Annotated in this window: 26 protein-coding genes and 1 pseudogene; 21 read left to right on the forward strand and 6 right to left on the reverse strand. The window is 58.7% G+C overall.

What is annotated here, in order from left to right; all coding sequences use genetic code 11:
• Nucleotides 1–60: 60 nt before the first annotated feature.
• The 9 genes from M017_RS30775 (at nt 61) to M017_RS29740 (ending at nt 11,957) form a co-directional block, all read left to right on the forward strand.
• Nucleotides 61–423 carry an iron-sulfur cluster assembly scaffold protein gene (locus M017_RS30775; protein WP_031499687.1) on the forward strand — a complete coding sequence of 121 codons (363 nt, stop codon included), beginning with the start codon at nt 61–63 and terminating at the stop codon, nt 421–423.
• The gene (locus tag M017_RS0118755; RefSeq protein WP_035957872.1) at nt 408–1,745 is read left to right on the forward strand and encodes a dipeptidase; all 1,338 of its coding nucleotides are present in this window, start codon (nt 408–410) and stop codon (nt 1,743–1,745) included. Before M017_RS30775 ends, M017_RS0118755 begins: the two co-directional genes overlap by 16 nt.
• A complete protein-coding gene (gene dnaG, locus M017_RS0118760) occupies nt 1,742–3,508 on the forward strand; it encodes a DNA primase (protein ID WP_051670475.1) in 1,767 nt (588 codons plus the stop codon). Before M017_RS0118755 ends, dnaG begins: the two co-directional genes overlap by 4 nt.
• A 94-nt stretch (nt 3,509–3,602) precedes the next feature.
• Nucleotides 3,603–5,240 (forward strand): RNA polymerase sigma factor RpoD, encoded by a 1,638-nt coding sequence (gene rpoD / locus M017_RS30495; RefSeq protein WP_051670477.1) that lies wholly within the window; start codon nt 3,603–3,605, stop codon nt 5,238–5,240.
• A gap of 94 nt (nt 5,241–5,334) precedes the next feature.
• Nucleotides 5,335–6,897: a hypothetical protein gene (locus M017_RS0118770; RefSeq protein WP_031499692.1), complete on the forward strand. Its 1,563-nt coding sequence runs from the start codon at nt 5,335–5,337 to the stop codon at nt 6,895–6,897.
• Between the two features lie 7 nt (nt 6,898–6,904).
• The gene (locus tag M017_RS0118775) at nt 6,905–9,043 is read left to right on the forward strand and encodes a lytic transglycosylase domain-containing protein (RefSeq protein ID WP_031499694.1); all 2,139 of its coding nucleotides are present in this window, start codon (nt 6,905–6,907) and stop codon (nt 9,041–9,043) included.
• Nucleotides 9,003–10,217 (forward strand): pyridoxal phosphate-dependent aminotransferase, encoded by a 1,215-nt coding sequence (locus tag M017_RS0118780; protein WP_080507942.1) that lies wholly within the window; start codon nt 9,003–9,005, stop codon nt 10,215–10,217. Before M017_RS0118775 ends, M017_RS0118780 begins: the two co-directional genes overlap by 41 nt.
• Before the next feature lies 1 nt (nt 10,218).
• Complete coding sequence (locus tag M017_RS0118785) at nt 10,219–10,599, forward strand: hypothetical protein (protein WP_031499697.1); 381 nt, start codon at nt 10,219–10,221, stop codon at nt 10,597–10,599.
• Between the two features lie 5 nt (nt 10,600–10,604).
• Complete coding sequence (locus M017_RS29740; protein WP_051670479.1) at nt 10,605–11,957, forward strand: peptidylprolyl isomerase; 1,353 nt, start codon at nt 10,605–10,607, stop codon at nt 11,955–11,957.
• 39 nt (nt 11,958–11,996) lie between these two features.
• Here the strand turns inward: M017_RS29740 and M017_RS30780 are convergent.
• The 3 genes and pseudogenes from M017_RS30780 to M017_RS0118805 form a co-directional block, all read right to left on the reverse strand.
• A pseudogene (locus tag M017_RS30780) lies at nt 11,997–12,659 on the reverse strand (SDR family oxidoreductase).
• A complete protein-coding gene (locus M017_RS0118800; protein WP_031499699.1) occupies nt 12,660–13,217 on the reverse strand; it encodes a TetR/AcrR family transcriptional regulator in 558 nt (185 codons plus the stop codon). It lies immediately after the preceding pseudogene.
• On the reverse strand, nt 13,214–14,119 hold the full coding sequence (locus M017_RS0118805; protein ID WP_080507943.1) for an NmrA family NAD(P)-binding protein: 906 nt from the start codon (nt 14,117–14,119) through the stop codon (nt 13,214–13,216). The genes M017_RS0118800 and M017_RS0118805 overlap by 4 nt, the downstream gene beginning before the upstream one ends.
• A 169-nt stretch (nt 14,120–14,288) precedes the next feature.
• Here M017_RS0118805 and M017_RS0118810 point away from each other — a divergent pair, with 169 nt between their 5' ends.
• The 11 genes from M017_RS0118810 (at nt 14,289) to M017_RS0118860 (ending at nt 23,271) form a co-directional block, all read left to right on the forward strand.
• A complete protein-coding gene (locus M017_RS0118810; protein ID WP_035957873.1) occupies nt 14,289–14,753 on the forward strand; it encodes a cytochrome c maturation protein CcmE in 465 nt (154 codons plus the stop codon).
• A gap of 7 nt (nt 14,754–14,760) precedes the next feature.
• Complete coding sequence (locus M017_RS0118815) at nt 14,761–16,785, forward strand: heme lyase CcmF/NrfE family subunit (RefSeq protein WP_051670481.1); 2,025 nt, start codon at nt 14,761–14,763, stop codon at nt 16,783–16,785.
• Nucleotides 16,772–17,248 carry a cytochrome c-type biogenesis protein CcmH gene (locus tag M017_RS0118820; RefSeq protein ID WP_031499703.1) on the forward strand — a complete coding sequence of 159 codons (477 nt, stop codon included), beginning with the start codon at nt 16,772–16,774 and terminating at the stop codon, nt 17,246–17,248. Before M017_RS0118815 ends, M017_RS0118820 begins: the two co-directional genes overlap by 14 nt.
• 7 nt (nt 17,249–17,255) lie before the next feature.
• Entirely contained in the window at nt 17,256–17,543 is a 288-nt protein-coding gene (locus tag M017_RS0118825; RefSeq protein WP_035957874.1) for a hypothetical protein, read from the forward strand.
• Nucleotides 17,540–18,469 (forward strand): peptidase associated/transthyretin-like domain-containing protein, encoded by a 930-nt coding sequence (locus tag M017_RS0118830; protein WP_031499706.1) that lies wholly within the window; start codon nt 17,540–17,542, stop codon nt 18,467–18,469. The genes M017_RS0118825 and M017_RS0118830 overlap by 4 nt, the downstream gene beginning before the upstream one ends.
• Nucleotides 18,466–19,128 (forward strand): heme ABC exporter ATP-binding protein CcmA, encoded by a 663-nt coding sequence (gene ccmA, locus M017_RS0118835; RefSeq protein ID WP_031499707.1) that lies wholly within the window; start codon nt 18,466–18,468, stop codon nt 19,126–19,128. The genes M017_RS0118830 and ccmA overlap by 4 nt, the downstream gene beginning before the upstream one ends.
• Complete coding sequence (locus M017_RS0118840) at nt 19,129–19,803, forward strand: heme exporter protein CcmB (protein ID WP_031499708.1); 675 nt, start codon at nt 19,129–19,131, stop codon at nt 19,801–19,803.
• 14 nt (nt 19,804–19,817) lie between these two features.
• Entirely contained in the window at nt 19,818–20,504 is a 687-nt protein-coding gene (ccsA, locus tag M017_RS0118845; protein WP_031499709.1) for a cytochrome c biogenesis protein CcsA, read from the forward strand.
• A 62-nt stretch (nt 20,505–20,566) separates the two neighbouring features.
• Nucleotides 20,567–20,719, forward strand: a complete 153-nt coding sequence (locus tag M017_RS29450) for a CcmD family protein (protein ID WP_155121492.1) — start codon at nt 20,567–20,569, stop codon at nt 20,717–20,719.
• Nucleotides 20,720–20,725: 6 nt separating this feature from the next.
• Nucleotides 20,726–22,051: an enolase C-terminal domain-like protein gene (locus M017_RS0118855; protein WP_031499710.1), complete on the forward strand. Its 1,326-nt coding sequence runs from the start codon at nt 20,726–20,728 to the stop codon at nt 22,049–22,051.
• Nucleotides 22,048–23,271 carry a mechanosensitive ion channel family protein gene (locus M017_RS0118860; protein ID WP_051670483.1) on the forward strand — a complete coding sequence of 408 codons (1,224 nt, stop codon included), beginning with the start codon at nt 22,048–22,050 and terminating at the stop codon, nt 23,269–23,271. The genes M017_RS0118855 and M017_RS0118860 overlap by 4 nt, the downstream gene beginning before the upstream one ends.
• Here the strand turns inward: M017_RS0118860 and M017_RS0118865 are convergent.
• Nucleotides 23,219–23,767, reverse strand: a complete 549-nt coding sequence (locus tag M017_RS0118865) for an SCE4755 family polysaccharide monooxygenase-like protein (protein ID WP_162179979.1) — start codon at nt 23,765–23,767, stop codon at nt 23,219–23,221. The genes M017_RS0118860 and M017_RS0118865 overlap by 53 nt on opposite strands.
• Before the next feature lie 175 nt (nt 23,768–23,942).
• On the opposite strand from M017_RS0118865, the gene M017_RS0118870 reads away from it, so the two are divergent.
• Entirely contained in the window at nt 23,943–24,596 is a 654-nt protein-coding gene (locus tag M017_RS0118870; RefSeq protein WP_031499713.1) for a porin family protein, read from the forward strand.
• Here the strand turns inward: M017_RS0118870 and M017_RS27960 are convergent.
• Both M017_RS27960 and M017_RS0118880 read right to left on the reverse strand, forming a co-directional pair.
• Nucleotides 24,593–25,057, reverse strand: coding sequence for a DinB family protein (locus tag M017_RS27960; RefSeq protein ID WP_051670485.1), 465 nt, complete (start codon nt 25,055–25,057; stop codon nt 24,593–24,595). The genes M017_RS0118870 and M017_RS27960 overlap by 4 nt on opposite strands.
• A 17-nt stretch (nt 25,058–25,074) precedes the next feature.
• The gene (locus tag M017_RS0118880; protein ID WP_031499715.1) at nt 25,075–26,211 is read right to left on the reverse strand and encodes a pyridoxal phosphate-dependent aminotransferase; all 1,137 of its coding nucleotides are present in this window, start codon (nt 26,209–26,211) and stop codon (nt 25,075–25,077) included.
• Nucleotides 26,212–26,301 lie beyond the last annotated feature (90 nt).

The following is a 26,301-nucleotide window of genomic DNA, read 5'->3' on the forward strand; positions in this document are numbered from 1 at the left end:
ATCAGGCTTTGGAGCGATTCGACCCTATACCTCCATGAGACTTGAGACAATAAACTACCTGTGTATAGTGGCCTACTCCTAGATCATTTTGAAAATCCAAGGAATCTTAAGGAACTTCTTGCACCTTCGTTCATCGTCGCAGTAGAGAACCCGATTTGCGGTGATCAGTTACGGATTAGCGTCGAATGTTTTGAGAAAAAGATTGTTCGTGCTTCCTTTCGCGCACGCGGCTGTACCGCATCGATTGCCTGTGGCAGTGCTCTCACAGAACTCCTCATCGGCTGTTCTGCGGCCGACTTGAAGCGCCTGGATGCTGCCGCGATCGACGCGGCTATTGGCGGCTTGATTCCAGAATCGAAGCATGCCGCCGTCCTTTGTGCCGACGCAGTCCGTAAGCTAGAGGCAGAGTGGAAGACTTCCTAGACGACCTCATCGCTTGGCTGCGCATCCCGAGCATCAGCGCACTTCCCGAGCACGCCAATGACGTTCACGCTGCTGCCGTTTTCACTGCCGGCCTCTTCCGCAAGGCTGGCCTTGAGAATGTCGGGCTGATCGAAGGGGAAGGGCATCCCCTCGTGGTCGGCGACTGGCTCCACGCTCCCGGCAAGCCCACCATCCTGTGCTACGGGCACTACGATGTCCAGCCTGCCGAGCCGTTGCATCTGTGGAACACCCCTCCTTTTGAGCCCACTGTGCTCGGCGACAATCTCTACGCCCGCGGTGCAGCAGACGACAAAGGCTTAGCCATTATCCTGATCAAGGCGGTTGAGCGTCTGCGCCAGCAAGGCCCTCTTCCGGTCAACCTGCGCTTTTTGTTTGAAGGCGAGGAGGAATCCGGTGGCGATCATGTTTCAAACTATCTCCGGACCCATCCTGAGGCGCTGGCTTGCGACGCAGCGCTCATTTGCGACACCGAGATGTTTGCCCCCGAGCTTCCCACCCTCTGCGTGGGGCTGCGAGGGATCCTCTATGCGGAGCTGGAGGTCCAGACAGGCGAGACGGATCTGCATTCCGGCGTCTATGGCGGTGCTGTTCCCAATGCCATCGAGGCGGCAGCACGCATTGTTTCTTCGCTGAAAGATCTTCACGGACGAATTCTGATCCCCGGCTTCTATGACGATGTGGCCGCTCCCACCGCGGAAGAGCTGGCGAGCTGGGCTCGCCTTCCTTTCGATGCTGGCGCCTTTCAGCGTGAGGAGGCACGTGTCCATGCGCTGACCGGGGAACCCGGCTTCGGGGTTCTCGAACGTTCCTGGGCCCGGCCCACCTTTGAGATCCACGGCATCCGTGGTGGCTTCACCGGCCCCGGTGCGAAAACAGTGATTCCTTGCGAGGCAACGGTCAAGTTCAGTTGCCGCCTTGCCCCCGGTCAAGACCCCGTCCGGGTGGGTGAACTGCTCAACGCTGCCATCGAAGCGGCTGCGCTTCCCGGTGTCCGCACCCAGTTGAAAATCCTCCATAGCGCCAAGGCGAGCGTGGTCGATCCCGCCAATCCTTATGTCAGAAAAGCGGCACTTGCGATGACGGAAGTCTTCGGCCGCGAAACGGTCTTGACTCGCAGTGGAGGTTCCATTCCAATCGTCGGTCTCTTTGCCGAGACGCTGGGTGTTCCAAGCGTCCTCACCGGCTTTGGTCTGCCCGATGACAATCTGCATGCTCCGAATGAGAAGGTTTATCTGCCCAACATTGAGCGCGGCATCGAGGCAATCGTTCGCTACTGGCAATCTCTCGGAGAAGCGCTGTGAGTAATTTCGGCTTCAAGGACACACTCAAGAGTTCCGTCGACATTGTCCGCACGATTGGGGATTACATTCGTCTGCAAAAGATCGGCGGCAGTGCCCGCTACCGCGGACTCTGTCCCTTCCATCGCGAGAAGACTCCCAGCTTCTATGTGCATGCAGACCGCCAGTTCTACAAATGCTTCGGCTGCGGCAAGGGGGGCGATGTCTTCAGTTTCGTCATGGAAATTGAAGGTATGGGCTTCTATGAAGCGCTCAAGCTGCTGGCCGAGAAGAACGGCATCGAGATGCCCAAGCAGCGGGAAGACTTCGACCCGGAGAGCCGGAAGAAAGCCAGCATCCAGGATCTTCACGAAGTGGCTGCCAAGCATTTCCGCGACAACCTCTATGCGAGCGCGGGAGAACCGGGCCGCGGCTATCTCAACAAGCGTGGCATCGGCCAGAAGCTGGCTGAAGAATTCGGTCTGGGCTTCAGTGATCCCTCTGGCGGCCTCACCCGCCTCTTTGAGAAGCAGGGTGTCCCTGGGGAGTTGATGGAGCAGTCCGGCCTCTGCCTCAAACGGAACGATGGCCCCGGCTACTTCGACCGCTTTCGCAACCGGCTCATGTTCCCCATCTGGAATGAGAGCGGCAAAGTCATTGCCTTCGGAGGGCGCACTCTTGGCGACGATCAACCAAAGTATTTGAACTCACCAGAGACGCCGATCTACCGCAAGAGCCATGTCCTCTATAACCTCCACCATGCGAGAGAAGGCGCCCGCAAGTCCGGCCGGATGATTCTTGTCGAAGGGTACATGGATGTCATCGGCGTGCATTCCGCTGGAGTGCGGGAAGTGGTCGCCAGTTGCGGCACCTCGCTTACCAACCTGCAAGTGCGTTCGATGAAGCGTCATGCCGACCGGGTCATCATCAACTTCGATCCGGACAATGCCGGTGCGAATGCGGCGGAGCGTAGCATCCAGATCCTGCTGGAAGAGAGCCTGCAGATTCGCGTCTGCTCTCTGCCCGGTGGTCTCGATCCTGACGAGTATGTAAAGGCACATGGTGCAGAAGCTTATCTCGCCGAACTGAACCGGAGCCCTGGTTACTTCCACTGGCTTGCCGACCGCGCCCGGTCCCGCTTTGACATGCGCGAAGCCGAAGGCCGGATGGAAGCCTTCCGCTTCCTGCTGCCCGCTATCCAGAAACTTCCGGACAAACTGGAGCGCCTCGCCGTGGTCGGTGACATGGCGGTCCATCTGCGCGTCGAGCCGGGTGTCGTCCTTGATCAATTTCGAAAAGCAGCCGGCGACCGCAATGCTGCAAAAGCAGTGCAGATTGCGCCGCAGCGTCACTTGCCCGATCTCGAGAAGGTGCTCATCCGTCTCTTGCTGCATCATCCGGAAGCGCTGGCCGGATACTGTGACACCCTGCTCAGCATGGAAGGCTTTCCCAACTTGGAGAGTCATCACATCCTCGAAACGGCACTCAACATGCTGGCTGCCGATGGGGCCGTGGACTTCGCTGTCTTACAGTCCAAGCTCAGCGAAGCGGATGCAAACCTATTGGCCGCTCTGTTTTCTACCGATACGGAAGATGTCGAGAAAATGCATGGAGACCCAGCAGCGCAGTTACGGGCTTGTCTCGAGAAACTTAGCTATGACCAACGGGAGCGGCATCGGAAAGACCTGAGAATGCAGGTGCGTGAGGCCGAGCAACGCGGCGACATGCCTGAGGCAATGCGCTTGATGGAATTGGAAAGAAACCTTGAGCGCGCGCAGAAGCATTAGTCCGAGCTAGCCCCGCACCCCATTCTTACCGGCGTAAATTTTTGCTAGAGTGGGCCAAATAGTAAGTGCGTTTCAGGATTGAGTTTGGGGGGCTATGGAAGAGGACTTCAGATCCGGCGATGAAATGAGCGAAGGTGTCGCTGAACAAGTGATCCGTCGCATTGATGAGTTGGAGTCGCTTGCTCCCGTGGAGGGCTTTGGGGAGCGCGATCCCGAGTCGGGTGACGAGGTTTCCCCTGAAGTCCCGGACGGGGAGGAAGTTCTCGATGTCGTCGACAAGACCAATGATCCGGTTCGCATGTATTTACGCGAAATGGGAACTGTGGCTCTTCTCACTCGCGAAGGTGAGATTGCGCTCGCCCGCAAAATCGAGCGGGGCCAAAAGACTGTACTCCGGGCCCTCTCCCGTTCCTCTCTTGTAGTCGGTGAGATGATTCTGCTGGGGCAGGAACTTGAGCAAGGCGAAGTATCAATCTATGATCTATTGAGCCTGAGCGACAGCGCGGGCATCGATGGCGACATCACCGAAGAGGAGATCGAAGAGATCGAAGAGGACACGGCGCGGCCCGAACAGGAAGCCTTTCTGCTCAGCATCGCCGAAGTCGGGCGTCTTGCCCGCCGCGCGCAGCAGACGCGCCAGAAGCTCAGCTCGATCTCGCGCGGGATGAAGCCGAAGGAGCACCGCAAGCTTCGCTTCCTGCTGGCTCGCACGATTGTCGAGGCCTCGCGCGAAATCCGCAAGCACAGCCTCAGCTCCTGGCTGATGCATCGCTTCATGACCTGTTTGCGCAAGACTGTCGAACAACTGAAGTCGCATGAGTGGGAACTCAGCCGGCTGCAGCGGCGGGCCGAGGAGATGAAGATTGGTGCCGATTACCGCAAAGACATCAAGCTGCTCACCACACGGATCCAGCAGATCGAAGAAGAATCCGGTGCCAGCGCGCTCGAACTGAAACGGACCCTGCAGATTGTCGATCGCAGCGAGGCCGAAGCGCTCGTTGCCAAGAAGCAGCTCATCGAGGCCAATCTGCGTCTGGTGGTCTCCATCGCCAAGCGCTATACCAACCGCGGGCTACAGTTCCTTGATCTCATCCAGGAAGGCAACATCGGGCTCATGCGAGCAGTGGAGAAGTTCGATCACCGCCGCGGCTTCAAATTCTCGACCTATGCCACCTGGTGGGTTCGCCAGGCGATCACCCGCGCGATTGCCGATCAGGCGCGCACCATCCGTGTGCCGGTCCACATGATCGAGACCATCAACAAGATCATCCGCACCCAGCGCGCCATGCAGCAGGAACTCGGGCGGGAGGCCAGCAACGAAGAACTGGCCCGGCGCCTCGAGTTGCCGCTCCACAAGGTCCGCAAGATCCTGCGCATCGCCCAGGAGCCGATTTCGCTCGAAACTCCGGTTGGTGAAGAAGAAGAGTCGCATCTTGGCGATTTCCTGGTCGACCAGCGGATGGGTTCGCCCTCCGACGCCGTCATTAACCTCAATCTGCGCGAGCAGACGGCGGAAGTCCTAAAGACGCTCAGCCCGCGCGAAGAAAAAATCGTTAAAATGCGCTTTGGTCTCCAAGACGGCAGCGAGCACACTCTCGAAGAGGTGGGGGCTTATTTTGCCGTCACACGGGAACGCATCCGGCAAATCGAGGCGAAGGCTCTCCGAAAGCTCCGTCATCCCAGCCGAAGCTACCGCTTGAAGACCTTTTTGGAAAAACAGAACAAAGAGTAGCGGACTCCTCTAGTAGCTTAGCTAGGGCGATCTAAGAGATTTGCCGTATTCCGCGATTCTTTGTTTCAGGCGATGGGAACATAGAAGAACTGATATGGCTGAATGGAACTCTCTCTTTGACGACGCCCAGCGACAGGCTGGCGAGCAGTTTGAAGCAGCCTGGAAGCTGCATGTAGACCGTGTTGCGGAAACCCTCGAAAGCGGCTGGCGCGAGAACATCGCGCGGGTCGTCGAGCAACGCTTCACGAGCCTGAAAGAAGAGCTCAGCGCGGCGACGGAAGCCAGCCTCGCCGCACAGCTCGAAGAACAAGTCGCACAGCGTCTCGATGCGGAATGGCACACTCGGCTCGCCGAGCATCAGGCCCAGTCGATCAACGAAGAGTTCGATCGCCGCGTTCAAGAAACGGTAGCGGACCGCCTGGAGGAACGTCTGCAGCAGGAATTGCCCGGGCGGATGGAGCAGGCCGTGCAGGAGCAGCTTGCGGCGCGTCTGGAGGACGAGGTTGCTCTTCGTCTGGCCCAGATTCTTCCTTGGCACATCGAGAATGGCGTGCAGGACAAGCTCAGTGAGATTCTCCCCGAGCGTGTACAGGAAAGCGTCGCCAACCGCCTGGCGGAAGAGATTCCGGTCCGTCTTGCTGCCGAGCGGGAAGTCTGGGATGCCGAGTTCCTCCCGCTTGTGGAACAAACCAAAGAGGAAACGGCCACCCGGACACGCGATGCTGCCCGCCGGGAATTGGGGCAGCAATTGAGCCAAGCAATTCGCGTCTTCCGCCAGGCGGTTGACGGTGCGGAGTGGAAAGAAGCGCTGCTCGATGCCGTGCAGCCCTTCTGCGCACTTACCGCCCTCTTCCTGGTCACGAAAGATCGCTTCAGTCTGGAAGGCGTTCGCGGCGTGGTGGGGGAATTGGAGACCAACTTTGCGCTCGAATTCGAAGAGGCCGCTGCGTTCCACAATGCGCTCGAATCGAAAGACATCGTGGTTGCCGTCCGGAGCGATTCCGAAGTTTCGCCCTATGTCATGAGCCTCCGTCCCGATGCGACACCCGGCAAGTGCTACCTCTTCCCGGTTCTGGTCGGGGATGTGGTGACGGCGCTGCTCTATCTGGAACCCGCGGCGCAGCCCCTCGAAATGGGCGCGGTGGAAACGCTGGTGACCGCCGCCGGCCTGACGCTGCAGAGCATTCGTTCGGCCCGTGCGGTGCAGTCTTCGAGCCTCGTCAATATTGCTTCCGCGCTCAATCCGGAGGATCGTGATTCCTATCGGGACGATCCATTTGTCCCGGTGCCGGTCGGCGCCTTTGCCGTGAATGGTGACGGCACGCCAGCGGCAGAAATTGTTCCCGAGCGCAGCTTCAATTGGGATGAACTCACCCAGGAACAGCGGGAACTGCACATGCGCGCCCAGCGCTTTGCTCGTGTCCAGGTGGCCGAAATGCGTCTCTATAAGGATGATGCGGTCAAGGCTGGCCGGCGCGACGCCAACATCTACCTCCGTCTGAAGACCGAGATCGACGAGGCGCGCGAACGTTATTTGTCCCAGTTCCTCGATGGGCAACAGCACATGCGAGACTATCTACATGGGGAACTTGTCGAGACGCTGGCCATCGACAATCCGCAACTTATGGGACCCGATTACCCTGGTTCGCTCGTCTAATGGGTGGATGAAGTATTCGCTACTCCTCGTTGCAGTTGCACTCAGCGCACAAACTCTCGAACCGATCGCTAAGGAATTCCGGGAGCGTCCTACGCCTCCCACTCGCGCCAAACTGGAGCAATTCCTCATCAAACATCCGAAGGATCAGGAGGGCGCCTTGGCGCGCCTCCTGCTCTACAATGGCGATCCTGGTCCTGCCTCGCTCGAGAAGCTGCGCGCCGCGCGAAGCTATCTGAAGGAGATCTCGGATTACGTCGATTGGATGATCGCCTCGACGGAATTCACGGCCCGTGACTTCAAATCCGCTCTCGAAGACGCAGAGCGTGTCTTGGAAGTCCACGAGTCGCCGCTGGCCCCGCGCGCCGCCCTGCTCGCGCTGAAGAGTGCCCGGGAGCTTGGCGAGAAGGACAAGCTCGCCAGTCTGCTCAAGAAGCACCAGAAGCTCCTGTCTCCATCGCAGATCGCCTTCTATTCGTCGCTGAACGCAAAGCCGGAAGAATCGCGGCGTCTGCTGGCGCAGGTCCTGTCACAGTCTCCGAAATCTGCCGAGGCCTCCGAAGCTGTCAAATTGCTGCCGCTTAGCGACCTAAGCCCTGCCGAGCGCCTCGATCGCGCCTACAAGCTGCTGGATCAAAGCGATCCCACCGCGGCGCGCGCCGAACTGGTCGCGCTGCTCCCCAAGCTCACCGGACCGGCGCTCGATCTGGCCAAGGTTCGCATCGGCGTCTGTGATTACCGGCTCCGTCGCGACACCGCGCAAGCCACGCTCCAGGCAACCCAGGTAGCTGACGGCGAAGCCGACGCGGAACGCCTCTTCTACACGCTCCTCGCGGCACGCCGTGCGAAGTCCTACGACGCGATGGGCAGCTCGATGGAGCAGCTCAATAAGAAATATCCCAAGTCCAGCTTCCGTCTCGAAGCGCTGGCCAACGCGGCGGGCCAATTCTGGGTCATGGGCCAAAACGCAAAGAGCATGCCGCTTTATGAGGCTTGCTCGCTCGACTTCGCCGCCCGTCCGGAAGCCCGGGAATGTGACTGGAAGCTTGCCGTCCAGAGCTACATCCTTCGCCGGCCCGATGCCGAAGCTCGTCTCGGCAACTATCTCGCCGCAGATCCCACAGGGGACCACAACTCGGCTGCTCTCTACTTCCTGGGCCGCGCCGCCGAGGCGCGCAAGGACAAGCCTGCCGCCAAGACCTACTACCAGCGCGCGATCGACCTCTTCCCGAATCATTTCTACGCCGAACTCTGCCGCGAGCGCATCGCCCAGGCGGGCCTCGGCACGCAGGCGCTCAGCCCCACGGTGGAGGCGCAGCTCCGCGACATCAGCTTTCCCGTCCCACAGAACCAGCTCAGTTTTGATGCGAATTCCAATACCCGCCGCCGCATCGCCCGCGCCGAATTGCTGGCCCGCGGAGCGCTTTACGATTACGCCGAACTGGAGTTGAGAAACGACGCACGTTTGCACAACCAGGCGCATCTCCTGGCCATGGCGGCGGCCCAGATGGCCACGCGCCGCGGCGCTCCGGACCAGGGCATCCGCTACATGAAGAGCATCTTCCCGGCCTATCTCAGCCTGCCGCTCAACGCGACCACGCTGCCGCTCTGGAAACTGGCTTATCCGCTGCCTTACAAGGATCCGCTCCTCACCTATTCGTATAAGAACGACCTCGATCCGTATCTGCTCGCCGGGCTCATCCGGCAGGAAAGCGAGTTCAGCGCCAAGGTTCTTTCTCGCGCCAATGCGCACGGCCTTACGCAGATCATGCCCGCTACGGGCCGGGATCTCGCCCGCCGTCTCGGCATCAAGGGCTTCAGCAACAAGATGCTCCTCGATCCCACGGTGAACCTGCAGATGGGCAGCCTCTATCTGAAGAGCCTTGTCACCAGCCTCAACGGTAGTCTCGAACAGGCCCTCGCCAGCTACAACGCAGGCAAGGGGCGTGTCACCGAATGGCTCGGCCGTGGCGAGTATAGCGACCCCGCCGAGTTCATCGAATCGATTCCCTTCACGGAGACGCGCGGTTATGTCCAGAGCGTCATCCGCAATGCGGGTGTCTACCGCCGTCTTTACGCGACTCCTTCGCCCGGTTTACCATCGGAAAATGGTGATTCCAACGGTACGCAGCGGCGTCCAGCAAAGTAGCAACATCGATCGGCGTCCGCGCTTTGCCTCCCAGCGCACCGGCCACTTCGTCGAAAGCGTGATCCGCGAGATGTCCCGCCTGGCCATCCAGCATGGCGCGGTCAATCTCGCGCAGGGCTTTCCGGACTTCCCCGCGCCCGCCAGCATCAAGCAGGCGGCCATCGAAGCCATCGACGCGGACATCAATCAATATTCGGTCACCTGGGGCGCCAAGCCCCTGCGGGACGCGATCGCCAGAAAGTACCAGGACAGCTACCAGCTCCCAATCAATCCTGATCGCGAGATCACTGTCACCTGCGGCGCCACCGAAGCAATGATCGCTACGCTTCTCGCTACCACCAACCCCGGCGACGAAGTCATTGTCTTTGAGCCCTTCTACGAAAACTATTTTCCCGATACCCAACTCTGCGGCGCCACCCGCAAGCTGGTCACGCTGCACGCCCCGGACTGGAGCTTCGATCCGGACGAGCTGCGCCGTGCCTTCTCCGCCAAGACCAAAGCGATCATCCTCAACACGCCAAACAACCCCACCGGCCGCGTGTTTACTCTCGAAGAACTCACCACCATCGCCGAATTGTGCCAGGAATTCGATACCCTTGCCATCACCGACGAGATCTACGAACACATCCTCTACGACGGCCTGCAGCACATCCCCCTCCTGAGTCTTCCTGGAATGCGGGAGCGCACCGTGCTCATCAACTCGATGTCCAAGACCTATTCCGTCACAGGTTGGCGTGTCGGCTGGACCATCGCTGCGCCGGATCTGACGGAATCCATCCGCAAGGTGCACGACTTCCTCACCGTCGGCGCGGCTTCACCCCTGCAGCAAGCCGGGGTCCACGCACTTGCCTCCAGCAACGAATATTACGCCGAGCTCTCGACGCACTACGGCGAGCGCCGCGACCTCATTCTCGACATCCTTTCCTCGGCCGGCTTCAAGCCTCTCAAGCCCCAGGGTGCCTATTACGTCATGGCGGAAATCAAAGACTTCCGCTTTGAGAACGATCGCGCCTTCGCCCGTCATCTCGTCGAAAAGGTGGGAGTCTCCTGTGTTCCGGGCTCCAGCTTCTTTGAAACGCCTGGCGTCGGCGACCAGTGGGTTCGCTTCTGCTTCTGTAAGAAAATCGAAACGCTCGAAGCGGCTCGCGAGCGCCTGCAGAAGTGGGTGGCTTAGGATGTTTGCGCAGTTTCTCATCCCCCAATCGACAATTACGGCCAACGGGAGCGGCGCGGCGGTTGCGCTGCATGCGGCGGCTGGCGCTTTGCTGCAACTGACTCTGGTGATTGAAAAGATCGTCGAACAGCAGTCGCTGGAGATCCACATTGAAGGCTCTGCAGACGGCGCCACCTGGGCGGAAAAACCTCTTCTGGTCTTTCCGCAAAAATTCTACACCGGCCAATCGGCGCTGCTGCTTGATCTCGCGGCGCACCCTGAAATCACGCAGGTCCGGGCCACCTGGAAGGCGCACCGCTGGGGCAGGGGAGAGCTCACACCGCATTTTGGGGTGTACCTGTTTGCCGAGGCCCATGCGTCGCTTAAGCTAGACTCCAAATAGTTCCCATGCTTCGTCTTTCTTTCCTCTTCTGCTGTGCCCTTTTCACCGTTTTGGGCCAAACCACATCTGGACCCACGGTCCGCTTTGAAACGAATCTGGGCAACATCGATGTGTTGCTGCTCCCAGGTTCTGCCCCAAAAACCGTAGAGAACTTCCTGGCCTATATGAAAAAGGGCGCTTACAACAACAGCGTTTTCCACCGCTCCGTTCCCGGTTTCATCGTTCAGGGTGGCGGCTTCCAGGCGACCCTGCCGGGGCTTCCCGCGATTGCCCAATCGGCAGCGGTGGTCAACGAGTTCAAAGAGTCCAATATCCGTGGCACCATCGCGATGGCAAAGCTGGGTGACGATCCAAACAGTGCCACCAACCAATGGTTTTTCAATCTTGCCAACAATGCGGCCAATTTGAATGGACAGAATGGCGGCTTCACCGTCTTTGGCCGCGTCGTCGACAATGCGAGCCTTTCTGTGATGGATAAGATTGCCGCGATCAATGTTCCCAGTCCCGGCCCCCTGGCCTCGCCCTTCGATCAGATTCCCCTCATCGCCTATTCCGGCGGCACAGTCCAGCAGTCCAATCTGGTCATTGTGACGAAGATCTCGGAGATCCCCACGCAGCCTGCGCCCTCCATCAGTGACGGTGGCGTTGTCTCGGCCACCGCCTTTGGCGCATACAGTTCTGCTGCCCCCGGATCCTTCCTGGAGATCTATGGCTCGAACCTTGCTGGCGAGGTGACGCGAGGTTGGAGTTCCGATGACTTTACCAACAACACCGCCCCCACCTCGCTCGAAGGGGTGAGCGTTACCGTTGGTGGCCAGCGCGCCTTTGTCACCTATGTCAGCCCGACACAGGTCAACGTGCAAGTGCCTGCCACTGTTTCTGTCGGCATCGGTCTTCCGGTCGTTGTGACCTATAAGACGCAGCAAAGCGCTCAGGTCTTCATCGATATGAAGCTGCTCAACGGTGGTCTGCTCGCTCCGGCCAGCTACATCATTGGGGGCAAGCAGTTTGTCTATGCAGCCCATGCAGATGGCAATCCGGTCAATGCCGCTTCTCCTGCCAAGCCCGGCGAAACGATCATCTTCTATGGCACTGGCTTCGGCAGCATGTCGCCCTTCAACATTCCGATTGCCGGCCAGATTGCCACCGCCTTAGGCACCCTGCAATACAAAACGCTCTGGAAGATCGGTGGCGCGGATGCAAGCGTCAGCTTCCAAGGTGTCACGCCGGGCTTCGTCGGGCTCTACCAGTTCAATGTGACGGTTCCGCCGGATGCGAACACAGGCGACCTCAGCCTCGAGGTCACTCAAAACAACAAGGCTCTCCCGCAGACCTTGTTGCTTCCGGTCCGACGCTAAGTCCCAAGGCCCTCTCGCAAGAGAGGGCCTTTTTCAGTCTTAAGCAAAGCCTCCATTCGCGCGCAGCACCTGCGAATTCACCCACGCCGCATCCGGCCCCCCCCCCAGAAACGACACGACGTTCGCAATATCTTCCGGCTCCCCCAGCTGTTCGGGCTGTGCAGTCTGCGCCGCGCCTTTCCCCGCCAGAAATAACTCGGTCGCTACTGCATTCATCGTGATCTTCCTGCCTCGCAACTCATTCGCCAGTACATGCACCAGTCCCTCGACTCCGGCCTTGGACGCGATGTAGGGGCCATAGGTCGGAAACGACTTCGCCAGTATGCTGCTCGAAAACGCAATGATCCTGCCACCATCGGCAACCTGTTGCGCTGCCCGTGCCGCACCAGAAAGCTTCGGCGCAGATTGGTCCGGATCACAGGGTCGAATGCCTCCACATCCCCTTTGCCGATTGGGGAAAGCGGCATGATCCCGAGTTGTTCACCACGACATCGATCTGCCCAAACGTCTTCACGGCTCGGCAAATCAGCGCGCCACAACGGCGTCGGCATCGCCGGCGCTCTTGGCAGAATTCACCACGACGGAGAAACCATCGCGGGCCAGGCGCAGAGCAATGGCCCGTCCAATTCTCCGGGATGCGCCGGGTACGATTGCCGTTCGGTTTATGAGTCCACGAAACGCAGAACCTAACTCAAAATCCATTCACTCTGTTGCGAGAAAACGGCGAATCGCAGCCTGTAGCAACTCTTCTGGAGAGCGCCGGAAACCCACGCGCCCCAGATCTCCTCCATGGGCGAGGAGGCTGAAGCCATGGAACAAGCTCCAGAGGCCAGCCAGCCTGATTTCAAGATCGACGCCCGCCTGGCTCGCGGACCGTACCGCTTCTGCAAAGGCGTCGAATGCTGCTGTCGCGCTCCGCCCAAGGGTAGGGAATGCAGACGGCTCGATCCCGGCGAGAAACATGATCTCGAAGTGTCCTCGCTGCTGCACGGCGAATTGGAGATAGGCCAATCCCAGTTCCTCTAGCGATTTCGTTTTGCCAATGCTCTCGCGCAGTTGGTCGAAGCCCTCTTCCGCCGCTGCGGCCAGCAGCGCCTCCTTGTCGGCGAAATGACGATAGAGCGCAGAGGGAACAACTCCGGCGAGCTTGGCCGCGTCTTGCGCTGTAAATCCTCGCGGACCCTTCTCTGCCACTAGCCGGATGGCCGCCGTCACTAGTGCGGCTCGCAGATCTCCATGATGATAGCCGTGCTTCTTCATGACTTCCGGTAGAGTGGCAGCATCACCTCAGTGACAAATTCTTCATAGGACGTCGTTGTCGTGTTTCTGGGGGATCGCGGCTCCAAGGCCCGCACCAGTCCACTGCTATAGGCTGCCGCCAGTTCCAAAATCAGCCCCGCCACATTCTCTGACATTCCCATCTGCAACAGCGCAGGCTTCACTTGCGCATCGCTCCAGCGATGATAGGCAAGATTCGGCACGCCAATGGCCTGCCCAAAGATCTGCATCGCTTCCGCCATACTCAGATCCCGTTGGCCTTGCAACTCGCGAACGCTGGAGCCTCGAAATTCCAACGCCAGCAATTCCCGTGCGGCTTCGGTTGCAATGTCGCGTGTCGCAATCATGGGCAACTTCACATCCGCAGCCACCGGACCCCCTGTCACGCCGAGCTTCTTGTACAGATGCACTTGCGCGATCGTATTCTCCATGAAGTATCCCGCTCGCAGATGCAGCACCTGCAATCCGGCAATCCGGTTGAAGACGCTCTCGAGAACATGTTGCCCCTGGATCATGCCGGTGCCGCCCGCTTGCTCGGCGCCCAAGCTGCTGAGGGTCACCGCAAATGGAACTCGCTGCGCCTCGATTGCTCCAGCCATGGCTGCGACCATCTGATCCTGATACGCCCGGTAATCGTCAGACTGAAGATCCGGTGGCTCCATCGCATAGACTGCCTCCACTCCCGCAAACGCCTCTTCCAATTGCGAAGGGTTTGTAAGATCACAAATCGCGGCTTCGGCGCCAAGCTGCACCAGTCCTGCAAGCCGTTCGCGATTCCTGCCCAAGGCCCGCACGTGTTTTCCAGCGCGCAGTAATTGTTCCGCCACCAACCGACCGGTGTTTCCGCTCGCACCACTCACGGCATAGATCAAGTTTTTGCTCATGTGAATCTGATTCACATAAAAGGTTCCAGGATGCAGAAAATGAAAAAGAAAACAAGCGAAGCGCTTTTCCTCACAGCACGTCTACAGTCGTAAAGACGCAATCTTTTCATTACTGCTAAACCGCAACAATTCTTGTTTGGCGATATGATTGTGGCAGAGGAATCCCGCTATGAAGCCCTACATGAAATTTGGCCTCATTATTACCGTAGTGATTGCCACCATCGGTTGGCTGGCCATTGATGGCGCCACCGGCAACACTGCTTATTACAAGAACGTCTCGGAAGTCCATCAGATGGGCCCCAAGGCACTGGGCAAACGCTTCAAGGTGGGCGGCGATGTTGTCAAAGGCTCCATCCAGCGCAATGGCGCAGAAGTGTCTTTCCAGATTGTCGAGCTGAACAACGCGAATAACGCGATGCCGCTCCGCATCACCTATACCGGAACAGAACCTCTTCCCGATACCTTCCGCGATGGGGCGCAAGCTCTCGCCGATGGCCGCATGAACCCGGATGGCACCTTTACGGCAAACCACATCCAGGCCAAATGTGCTTCGAAGTACGAAGCAAAGCCCGGTCAGATCAAGCCTGGCACCGATCCTTCGCACGCTCCGAAAACAACGGTAAGCCGAAGCTAGCCCAACCATGGAAAACGTAGGCGCACTCGCGCTCCTTCTCGCCTTCTCCGTCGCGATCTTCGCGCTTTTTAGCGCTGTCGTCGGCGCCCTTCGTAAAAACCTCTATCTCATTGCTGCTTCGCGGCGTGCTGTCTACGTTGTCTGGGCTCTCATCACCACGGCCAGTGGAATCCTCCTCTATGCGCTGATCACCGGCGATTACCGGTTGCAATATGTTGCGGGCCATGCAAACACCGCAATGCCGCTGTTGTACAAAATCTCAGCGTGGTGGGGCGGACAGGAAGGCTCACTGCTCTTCTGGAGCTGGATCCTGTCGAGCTACACCGTTGCTGTCGTTTTCACCAATCGCAAACAGTTCAAAACGATGATGCCCTGGGTGATCGCGATCATGTCCGCGACCCAGGTCTTCTTCCTCATCCTCAACAATTTCGTCGTCCCGCCCTTCACTCTCTGGGCCATCGGACGTGGCATCATCAATCTCCCCGACGGCCAAGGTCTGAACCCGCTGCTCCAGACCCCCTCGATGGCGATCCACCCGCCAATGCTCTATCTCGGCTACGTTGGCTTCATCGTTCCCTTCGCCTTCGCCATCGGCTCGCTGATCACCAAGCAGCCCGGCGACGAATGGATCCACACGACGCGCCGCTGGACACTCATCACCTGGCTCTTCCAAACCATCGGCATCACGCTCGGCATGGGCTGGGCTTATTACGTCCTCGGTTGGGGCGGCTATTGGGGCTGGGATCCGGTTGAGAACGCAAGTGTCCTCCCCTGGATCACCGCCACTGCCTTCCTGCACAGCGTCATGATGCAAGAGAAGAAGGGCATGATGAAGGTCTGGAACATGGTGCTCGTCTCGGCCACTTTCTTCCTCTGCATCTTCGGAACCATGCTCACCCGCAGCGGCCTCGTCCAGAGCGTCCACGCCTTCGGCATCTCGAGCATCGGCAACTACTTCGCCGTCTTCCTCGCCATCGGCATCGCAGGCACGGTCTGGCTGATCCTCGACCGTCTCGACTTCCTCAAGAGCGAGTCGCACCTGGAGTCCGTCGTCAGCCGCGAGTCCAGCTTCCTGTTCAACAATCTGGTCCTGCTTGCCAGTTGCTTTGCGGTTCTCTGGGGCACCCTGTTTCCCGTAATCAGTGAAGCGATCACCGGCGAAAAGATCAGCGTTGATGCGCCGTTCTTCAATCGCGTCAACATCCCGATTGGGCTCTTCCTCATCTTCCTCACCGGTGTAGGACCGCTCGTTGCCTGGCGCCGCAGTTCGCTCGACAGTCTCAAGCGGAACTTCCTCTGGCCCACGGTTTCGATGTTTATCCTCATGGCCGCGCTCTTTGGCGCTGGCATCCGTAGTGCCTATGCGCTGATCAGCTTCGGCCTCTGCCTCTTCGTCACGGTGACCATCGGCAGCGAGTTCGTCAAAGGCGCTTTCGCGATCGCCCAAAAAGAAAGCATGAATCTCGTCCGGGCTGTGATCGAACTCACACACCGCAACACGCGCCGCTACGGCGGCTACATCGTCCACATGGGTATTGTCGTGATGTTCGTTGGCTTCACTGGCGCTGCCTTCAACAAGGACGTCACCGTGGAAGCGGCAATGGGCAAATCCTTCCAGATCGGCCGCTATGACATTACGGTCACGGGTCTCACGGATGGCGAGAATGATAACTACGCTTGGATGAAAGCTGCGGTTGACGTCTCGGTCGATGGCAAGAAGATTGACACCATGAATCCGGAGCGCCGGATCTACAAGGCCAGCCGTCAACCAGCCAGCCTCGTGGATATCCGCCGCCGCCTCAACGAAGACCTCTTCCTGAACTTTGCCGCCATGGCAAGCGAAGGGCAGGGCGCCATCATCCAGGCCTATGTATTCCCGCTCGTGAGCTGGATCTGGGTTGGCTTCTGGGTCGTGCTCATCGGCACCCTCATCTGTCTCGTGCCTGCCAAGATCAAGCTGAGCTACGCAAGAACTCAGGTCCTGGGCTCCAGTGCTACGTCTCTCCCCACGGAGGAACATGCGAAAACTTAAATCGCTCGGCCTCCTGGCCTTCCTCGCCGCCATCTCCATCGCGCAAAACCCGATGGACTTTGTCTCACCCGAGATCAAGCGCGTCGGCATGAAGCTGAGCTGCCTCTGCGGTGGCTGCCGCAATGCGGTGGGCGATTGTTCAATGATCGCCTGTGGCTATTCCTTACCGGCCAGACAGAAGATCAAGCAACTCCAGACGATGGGGGCTTCGGATTCGAGCATTGTCGGCCGCTTCGTCAAGGAGCAGGGTGTCAAGGCCCTGGTGGAGCCGGAAGTAACAGGCTTTGGGCTGCTCGGTTGGCTCATGCCCGGCTTTGCCCTCGCGCTCGGCTTCATCGCCATCCTCGTCTACGTCAAACGTTTCCGCAGTCCAAGTGTAAAAGTCGAATCTACCGTTAAGCCCGAGGTCATCGCTGGCTATGAAGCCACGGCCGCGCGTGAATTCGACCGAATGGAACCCTAGCGCCCTCATGATCATCGCCATCGCCATCGGGCTCACGGTGCTCGTCATCGCCCTGACACTCTTCATTCGGGAAGCAGATCTTCCCCAACTACCCCCCGAAAATCCCTTTAAGATTTTCGACGAACGCAAGGCTCGTATTTACGAGAACTTGCGCGATCTCCAATTCGAGCTTCGCCTCGGCAAGCTCTCTGACGACGACTACGCGAAATCCAAGGCCAGCCTGCAGCATGAACTCGCGCAGGTACTGGCGGAAGCCGACGCGCTCAAAGCCACCCTCGGGGTTGCCTCCAAATGACTCCCCTCTTCCTGATCCTCCTCGCCATCGACGGCACCGTCGTCAACAAGTCCACCGGCAAGCCCGCGGCTGAAGTGCCCATCGTGCTGATGCGCCTCGGCGACGGCGGCATGATGCCGGTCGGTACCGTAAAGTCCGGGCCCGACGGCAAATTCGATTTCAAGCAGAACATCGACGGCCCGCTGCTCATGCAGGCGATCTACGACGGCGTCAACTACAACAAGCTCTTGCGCCCGGGCGACAAACCCTCTGGCCTCGAACTCGACATCTACAACACCACCCGTAAGCCGGGCGACGCAAAGATCGTTCAGCACATGATGCTGGTCGAGCCCAGCGAGGACAAGATGTCGATCAACGAGAGCGTCATCTATCGCAACGACAGCAAGTCCACTTATAGCGATCCCGAGAATGGCACCTTCCGCTTCTACCTTCCTCCTGAGGCAAAGGCCAGTCTTCAGGTTCGCGTTTCCGGTCCAGGCAACATGCCGGTCCGTGGAGAAGCCAAGGAAGCGGGTCCGGCCAACATTTATAAGATCGACTTCGCCATCAAGCCCGGCGAGTCGCGCTTCGATCTCCAATATGTGTTGCCTGCAGGTAAGCTGAAGGGTCGCATCCTGCACCCGGTCGGCGAAAAAGAAGGTCCCACTCGTCTGGTCACTCCCAGCGGCGTCAAGCTTTCGGGCCTCGGCGTGGAAGATCTGGGCGCCGAACCGCAAACCCAGGCCGAAGTCTACAGCCTGTCCAAGCCCGACTACGAAATCGAGGTCAGCGGCACCGGCTCACTCCGCGCTCTCGACCCCGATGAAACCGCTATGCCCGAGCCTCAGGCCATTCCTCCGAAGATCTCCGAACGCATGTGGTGGATTGTCGGCCTTTCTCTGCTCGCGCTCTCTTTCGGCTTCGTCTCCCTCTTAAAGAAGGCATGAGCGTTCTCAAAGCAGACCGGGTCTCGAAGTTCTTCGGGAGCTTCCCGGCTTTGCGAGACTTGACCTTCGCACTGGAATCCGGCGATTGCGTCGCGCTGCTCGGCCGCAATGGGGCAGGCAAGACCACGCTTCTCAACCTGATGGCCGGGCTCTCCCGGCCTACGGACGGCAAGCTGGAAATCACCAAGCGCGTCAGTCTGCTCGGCCACGGCATTGGGGTCTACGACGAACTCAGCGCACGCGAGAATCTGAAGTTCTTCGCCACCTTGCACACCGTTGCCATCGACGTCGACAAATGGCTCTACAAGGTCAATCTGCTCAATGTTGCCGACGCTCCCTTGCGCGAATACTCGCGCGGCATGCGCCAGCGTCTGGCCCTGGCCCGTGTCTTTATGGGAGATCCTGAACTGCTCCTCCTCGACGAGCCCTTCACCTCACTCGACGACAAAGCGACGGCTCTTCTCCAGACCCTTCTTGCAGAAGCCCTCGCTCGCAAGGCCACCGTCGTACTTTCTACCCACCAGATTCCCGAAGCGATGGCTCTGGCCTCTCGCATTGTCTTTCTCGAGAACGGAAAGCTCGCCTATTTCGGCCCGCGTCCCCAGGAAATGCTCGATGACAGCACCTGGATCTACCGGACCTACGGAGCCAGCGTCTAGATGCTCCGCCACTCCTGGATCATCTTCACCAAGGACCTCCGCATGGAGTTCCGCAGCAAAGAATCACTCAACGCCGCCGTTGCCTTCTCCCTTGTCGTGCTCGTCCTGTTCAGCTTTGCCTTCGACCCCACCAGCGAGCAGATCCACGAGATCTCTGGCGGCCTGCTCTGGATTCTCTTTGCCTTTGCAGGGGTTCTGCTGGTCAATCGCAGCTTCGCCCGCGAGCAGTCGAATGACTGCATGAATGTTCTCATCTCCTCGCGCGTCCCGGCCTCGGCGCTGCTCCTTGGCAAGTCCCTGGCCAACACGCTGTTCATTCTGCTGGTGGAAGCCGTTTGTCTGCCTGTCTTCGGTATCTTTTACAACATCAACCTTTTCGCGCAACCCTTCTGGATGCTGCTTGTCTGCCTCCTCGGCACCTGGGCAATCGCCATCATCGGCACTGTCTTTGCCGCAATGACCGTAAGCCTGCGCCTGCGCGAATTGATGTTGCCGGTCATGGTCTATCCGATGATCATTCCCGCGCTCGCCGCCGCCATGCAACTCACCACCGTACTCTCCACCGGAAAGCCCCTCGAATCGGACAACATGCTCTGGGTCCGTGTTCTCATCGGATTTGATATCATCTTCACCGCATTGGCCCTAGGCTTGATCGACACGGTCCTAGTAGACTAGAAGCAAAGAAAGCCATGAACGACAAGTTCCTTCTCGCCATGGGCCTGGCCAGCGCCCTCTTCCTGGTTCGGAATATCTATGTGATGTTCATGGTGCTGCCGGATGAAGCGCTGCAAGGTGCGATCTATCGCATCATGTTCTTCCACATTCCGAGCTGGTTCACTTGCTTTTCCTGTTTTCTCGCCAGCGGCATTGCCAGCGCGATTGCAATCTCGAAAAAGAGCTACCGTGCCGATTCCTGGGCCGTCGCCCTCACTGAAGTCGGCATGCCCTTCACGCTCATCGGCCTGGTCACCGGCATGATCTGGGGCAAGATCAGTTGGGGCATCTGGTGGACCTGGGACGCCCGCCTCACCTGGGCCTTCATCACGCTTCTCATCTACTCGGGCTACCTGATGATGCGCAAGATGATTGACGACCCCAGCGAGCGCCTCCGCGTCACCGGCGTGCTCAATGTCTTCGCCTTTACCAGCGTCGCCATCACCTACAAAGCAATCGACTGGTGGCGCACCCAGCACCCGGGGCCCATCCTTTCCATCCGCACTGGGGGCGGCAATACCGATCCGGCCATGGAAGCGATGATCTACCAGAACTGGTTTGCGTTGCTCATGCTCACCGTCGTCCTCGTTGGCCTCCGCTTCCGCCAGGAAGAAAGCCGCCGCGAAATCGAAGGTCTGCGCCGTCTCGTTTTCGCACGCTAATTCTCCAGCGCACATCCGGCTGGCCTTGTGTTAGTTTGGTTACGCGGTTTTCATCTCATACCATGGACCAACGCAACTTTACCTATATGTTTTATGGCTTCGCGGCGGCCTGGTTTATCCTGGCCCTCTATGTCGTGAGCCTTGTCTCTCGTGGCCGCAAGCTCCAGGACCAACTCGATACCCTCAAACGCACACTCGCACAGGAGAAGCACTAATACGCCATGAAGCGTCGTGACCTCATCAAACTCGCTCTTGCCTCATATGTACCTGCGGAAGCCATCGCCTGGCAAGCCCGCAGAGGCATGCCCAGTCCCAAGATCAAGGATGTGCAGGTCATCGCGACTGCTCCCGCCGGTCTCCGCCTCGTCGTGGTCAAAGTAGTCACAGACCAGGACGGGCTCTACGGCTATGGCTGCGGCACCTTCACCCAACGAGCAGACCTCGTTGTCGATGCCGTAGAACGCTACCTGAAACCCTTCCTCATTGGCAAGCCCGCCGATCGCATCGATGACACCTGGCAGGCCTGCTACAACTCCAGCTACTGGCGCAATTCGCCTGTCCTGAACAACGCCATCTCCGGCGTCGATCAGGCGCTCTGGGACATCAAGGGCCGCCAGGCGGGCATGCCCGTCTACCAGCTCCTCGGTGGCAAGAATCGCGAAGCGGTCGATACCTACCGCCATGCCTCGGGCTCTGAAATTTCCCAATGTCTCGATCAGGCCAAGAAGCTCATTGAGGAAGGCCAGCGTTACGTTCGCATCCAGGTCGGCACTCCCGGCGAGGCGGCCTATGGCGCCGGTCGTGGCAATGTCCAGCGTCCGGCTAGCGTTCTGCACAACGGTCCCTACTACAACTCCAACACCTACATCGCCCGCACCATCAAACTCTTTGAAGCCGCGCGGAAGGAACTGGGGGACGAGATCCAGTTGCTCCATGATTCGCACGAGCGCATCCACCCCACCCAGGCTCTCCAGATGGGCAAGGACATCGAGCAGTTCAAACTCTTCTTCTGGGAAGATCCGCTCAGCCCGGAAGACGTCGCGTGGTTCCGCCGCATCCGGCAGCACACCACCACTCCGCTCGCGATGGGCGAACTCTTCACCCATCCCCTCGAATGGATGGACCTCATCAGCGAACGCCTGATCGACTTCATCCGCTGCCACCTCACGATGATTGGCGGTCTCACCCCGGCCCGCAAGCTGGCAACGCTTTGCGAAGCTTTCAACGTCCGTACCGCTTGGCACGGCCCCGGCGACGTCTCGCCGATCGGTCACGCCGCCAACGCCACGCTCGACCTCACCATTCCCAACTTCGGCATCCAGGAATTCTCGGCCTTCAATGAACGGGTCCAGGAAGTCTTCTCCGGTTGCCCCACGCTCAAGAACGGCTATATGTACGTCAACGATACTCCTGGCTGGGGCATCGAAGTGAATGAAGCAGCCGCAAAGAAGTACCCCTTTGGCGCCAACGAGAGTGGGGAACGCAAGCTCTACAACGGTGGGTGGGGTGAGGTTCGCAAAAGGGATGGCACAATTATTAAGCAGTGATTTTGCCTAACAATTATTGGCAGACCCTGGGCGCCACGACACTGATCGTGGCGCTCATCGCATTGTTGCTCTGGCTGCGGAAGCTGGTTGCACGCAAACTGGACGCTTGGCGTCACACGAGTAAAGAAGGACTGGCCGCCACCGCCAGCCGGATTCTCCCTGCAGATCGAGTTGCTGCCCGTCTCCACATCCTGCTCAATGCAATCTGCACGGCCATCGGTGTTGTTGCGTTCATCCGTTATCTGTCCTATGTGCTCGAGCTCTATAAAGAGACCCAGGAAGCCGGACACTGGATCGTCGAAGTCGTTCTTCTCCCCTTCAAACGCATCTTCGATGACTTCATCGCCTACATCCCAAACCTCTTCAACGCATTGGCGATTATTATCGTCACTCGTTACCTGCTCGCGATTGTGCACCGGATCTTTCGTGAGGTTGGTTCGGGCCGCATCGTCATCTCCGGTTTCTATCCCGATTGGGCCGATCCGACCTACAAGCTGATTCGCTTTCTGGCTATGGCCCTGGCGCTGGTCGGCATCTTTCCCTATCTGCCTGGTTCCTCGAGCCCGGCCTTCCAGACCATCTCGGTCTTCCTGGGCGTGCTGCTCTCGCTCGGCTCCTCTAGCGTGGTCTCGAATCTTGTTTCTGGCACCATCCTTACCTACATGCGCGCCCTGCGCATCGGGGACCGCGTCAAGATCGGCGATACCTCCGGGGACGTGATCGAACGGACCATGCTCGTCACTCGTGTCAAGACGATCAAGAACGAAGTGGTCACCATCCCCAACGCGATCCTGCTCACGACGCACATCACCAATTACTCCACGCTCGCACAAGCCGAAGGACTCATCATCCACACGGAAGTCACCATTGGTTACGATGTGCCCTGGCCGGACGTACACCAGGCCTTGCTTGAGGCAGCCCGGAGAACTCCCCACCTCCTGTCCGATCCATCGCCCTTCATCCTCCAGACTGCGCTCAACGACTTCAATGTCAGCTACGAGCTCAACGCCTACACCCGCGAGGCCAACAGGATCGTCGCAATTCGCTCAGAGCTCTATCGCCACATCCAGGACACCTTTGACGACGCGCAGATCGAGATCATGAGCCCGATCTACAATTCCATCCGCCAATCCACTCACGACGACACCGTCGGCTTCCGGCCTTCTCCTAGCGCGCCACGGGCCAACGGCGATCGATCGGTTTCTTCGGATCCGCTGTAACTTGCAACACTGCGCAGTGATGATAGGAATATCCGCCCTCTTTGTTGTACCCATGCTCGGCCATGAACTCGAGAATCTGCAGCGTACACTTCGGGCAATTGATGTTTGGAATTTCAATATCGGTTTCAAACGGTCCTGTCACCTTCGCCGCATGCTGCCACAATCCATCGGCAAGGATCGGTGGCTTTGGATCCGGATCGATCACTGCCGAAATCGATCGGGGCCCCTTGTCCGTATCGCGAGTCAGCACTTCCGGATCGGCCGGTAGTTCGGCCCTCGAATTCACGGCTAGCGCAATCCGGTAATGCCCCGGATGATAGACAGTCTCCTGTAACTTGATATGCAGCTTCTGCCCGCCTGTCACTGGCGTTACTGCATTTGTCGCGACAACTCCCGGTCCTTCTTCGCCGCCACACGGCGCAGGCTTCTGCGGATTGCCGAGTTGGTTCTCCACCACCCACGACTTCGGCTCCATGAGCGTGAAATGTCCATTCATGAACGGAACACAGAGACCAATACCAACGAACCCAAAAAAGAATCTCATCAACTCACCCCACTTGAATTGTGATTTATCCACACACTTGTAATTGCTGAGTAACAGAACAGAATCGGAGTATACAAGAAAATTCCAGGAAATGTGGATTGGTTCCGCACTTGCATCTCCTAAGCTTATGCGTAACATTGCAAGCTTCTTTCTTCTTGCTTCCAGTCTGATGGCGCAGTTTCCATCACCTTTCAGTTTTTCCGCCGGAGCCAAAATCGGTTCTTCTCTCAACAACCCCTCAGGACGGGCTGCCTACGCAGACTCCTACCAACAAAGCCGCTGGACAGGCGGACCCACCTTCGAGTTTCATCTCCCGCTACGCTTCTCGATTGAGTTCGACGCTCTCTATCGGAATGAGAACTTCAGTCGCTCTGGCACGATGCAACTCGCTCCAACGCTCAATGCATATGCACTCTCCTCTCACTCCAAAAGTAACTTCTGGGACATGCCACTTCTATTGAAGTATCGCTTTAAGCTCGGCCCAATTCGTCCCTTCGTCAGCGGAGGCGTCCTCTGGACGCGCGAATCCTCTCGTGGCGATCGAAGCATCCGCTGCACAGGCCCTGTCGGGTCCTGTCTTCCTGCTGACTATTCTTTGCCCGCTCCGAGCGATAGCGATTTCAGATCGACAAACACCCACAGGGGGCCAACAGCGGGGGCTGGTCTTGAGTTCCACACGCGCTTCGTCACCATCTCTCCCGAGCTTCGCTTCAGCCGGACACAGGAGCGCGACAACCGCTACACCGGCCTGGTCGGCTTCACCTTTGGCGGACGGCGTTAGCGTCCCGCAAAGATCTTCGCGGCGAAGATGATCTGTCCGGTATGCTGCTGCAGATGTCCTACCACTTGATAAATCACCTCAAGCCCGGTCATCTGGCCATGTAGCGTGGTCACCGGCTTCCTCAGACCCTCATCGTCGATCCTCTCGACCAACAGGCAGGTTTGTTCGATGCGCGCTTGCAGCGCAGACAGCAAGCTTGCCTTCTCAATCCCTTCGCGCGTCGAAAATTCCAGGGGCCGCACCCGAACATCCGGTTTCCCTTCAAGAGAATGCCCAATGAACTGGCCGAGATTGCCTTCCAGATGCATCAGAAGATTCCCGACAGAATTGGCGTCGGGGACTTCGCGATGCCACACCTGCTCCTCGCTCATCCCCGCACACCACTTCTCAATCAACGCCATCATGTCTCGCAACTTCCGCACCGAATGGCTGCGGAACAAGTCGGAAATGCTCGGTTCCATAACCGATTATCGCCCGCCTAGGACATCACTTTAGCCAGTGCGGTTTTGAACTGGTTCATCTCCGCCTGCGTGCCCACCGTCACCCGAACCATCGTCGGCCACACCGGCCAGGTGCGTCCGATAAAGATCTTCTCGGCCGCCAAAGCCCGTGCCAACTCGGCGCCCGGCCGTCCCGCCTCCATCATGAATTTATTGGACACACTTGGAATGTACTGGATATTCTTCTTCTCGAGAAACTCGAGCACATCGCCGCGCACGCGTGCATTGATCTCGCGGCGCTCTGCCACCAGCCCCTTCGCTCGGTAGCTTGCGGTGCCGGCCACCAGCCCCGTAATCGGCAGCATCCCTGAGCCATAAGGACGCAACTTCGCGAGCAGATCCGGACGCCCCATCGCCATGCCGCAGCGAATCCCCGCCATGCCAAAGGCCTTCGAGAAAGTCCGTAGCACAATGACATCCTTCTCCTTGGCGACAAGGTCGCTGCCCGGCATCTCCTGGCTGAAGTGGATATACGCCTCATCGAGCAGCAGAATCGAATCCTTGTTCTTATTTGCGAGTAACCACTCGAGATCCTCGCGCTTCGTGATTGTCCCGGTCGGGTTGTTCGGGTTGCAGATGTAGTAGACGCCCGCATTCGGGTCGGCGGCGAGCATTGCCTTCACGTCATGCGCATAGGTTGCCTTCTGCAGCGCTACCCGGGTCACCTTCACGCCCACAAACTTCGCCGTGCCCGCGCCCGCTTCATAGCCAGGGTCGCCCATCACTAATCCCTTGGTCGGCGACGTAAATGCAAGCACGCTGCGATGGAGCGGATCGCTCGATCCGGCATAGGGCGCGATGAACTCCGGCTTCAATTCTTCCACTTCGGAAACGGCCCTGATGAAGTCGCCCTGCTCATTGAACGGCGAATAGCGGCCACCATACTTGGCAATCTTCGCGATGGCCTCGCAAGCCTCGGCACAGGGCCCCAGCGGGTTCTCATTCGATCCAATGCGTACGGCATCTGCTGGCATGGCGCCGCGCATGCCGCGGGGCCGCTCTGCTGCATCCTGTGCCATTGCAAACTCGTGATAGAAGGGCAGGGCGGCGCCTGCGGTGAGAATTGTAGCGGCACGCATCGCGTGACGCCGGGAATAGCCTTTCAACTGTGGCATTGCTGCAAGCATGGGGAGTGTCTCCTGTGATTTCGGGGCCCCGGCCGGGGCGATCAGGGCGGGCCGAGCATACCGCGCGCGGAGCGTGCG

The sequence above is a fragment of the Bryobacter aggregatus MPL3 genome (assembly GCF_000702445.1).
In the GTDB taxonomy this organism is placed as follows: Bacteria; Acidobacteriota; Terriglobia; order Bryobacterales; family Bryobacteraceae; genus Bryobacter; species Bryobacter aggregatus.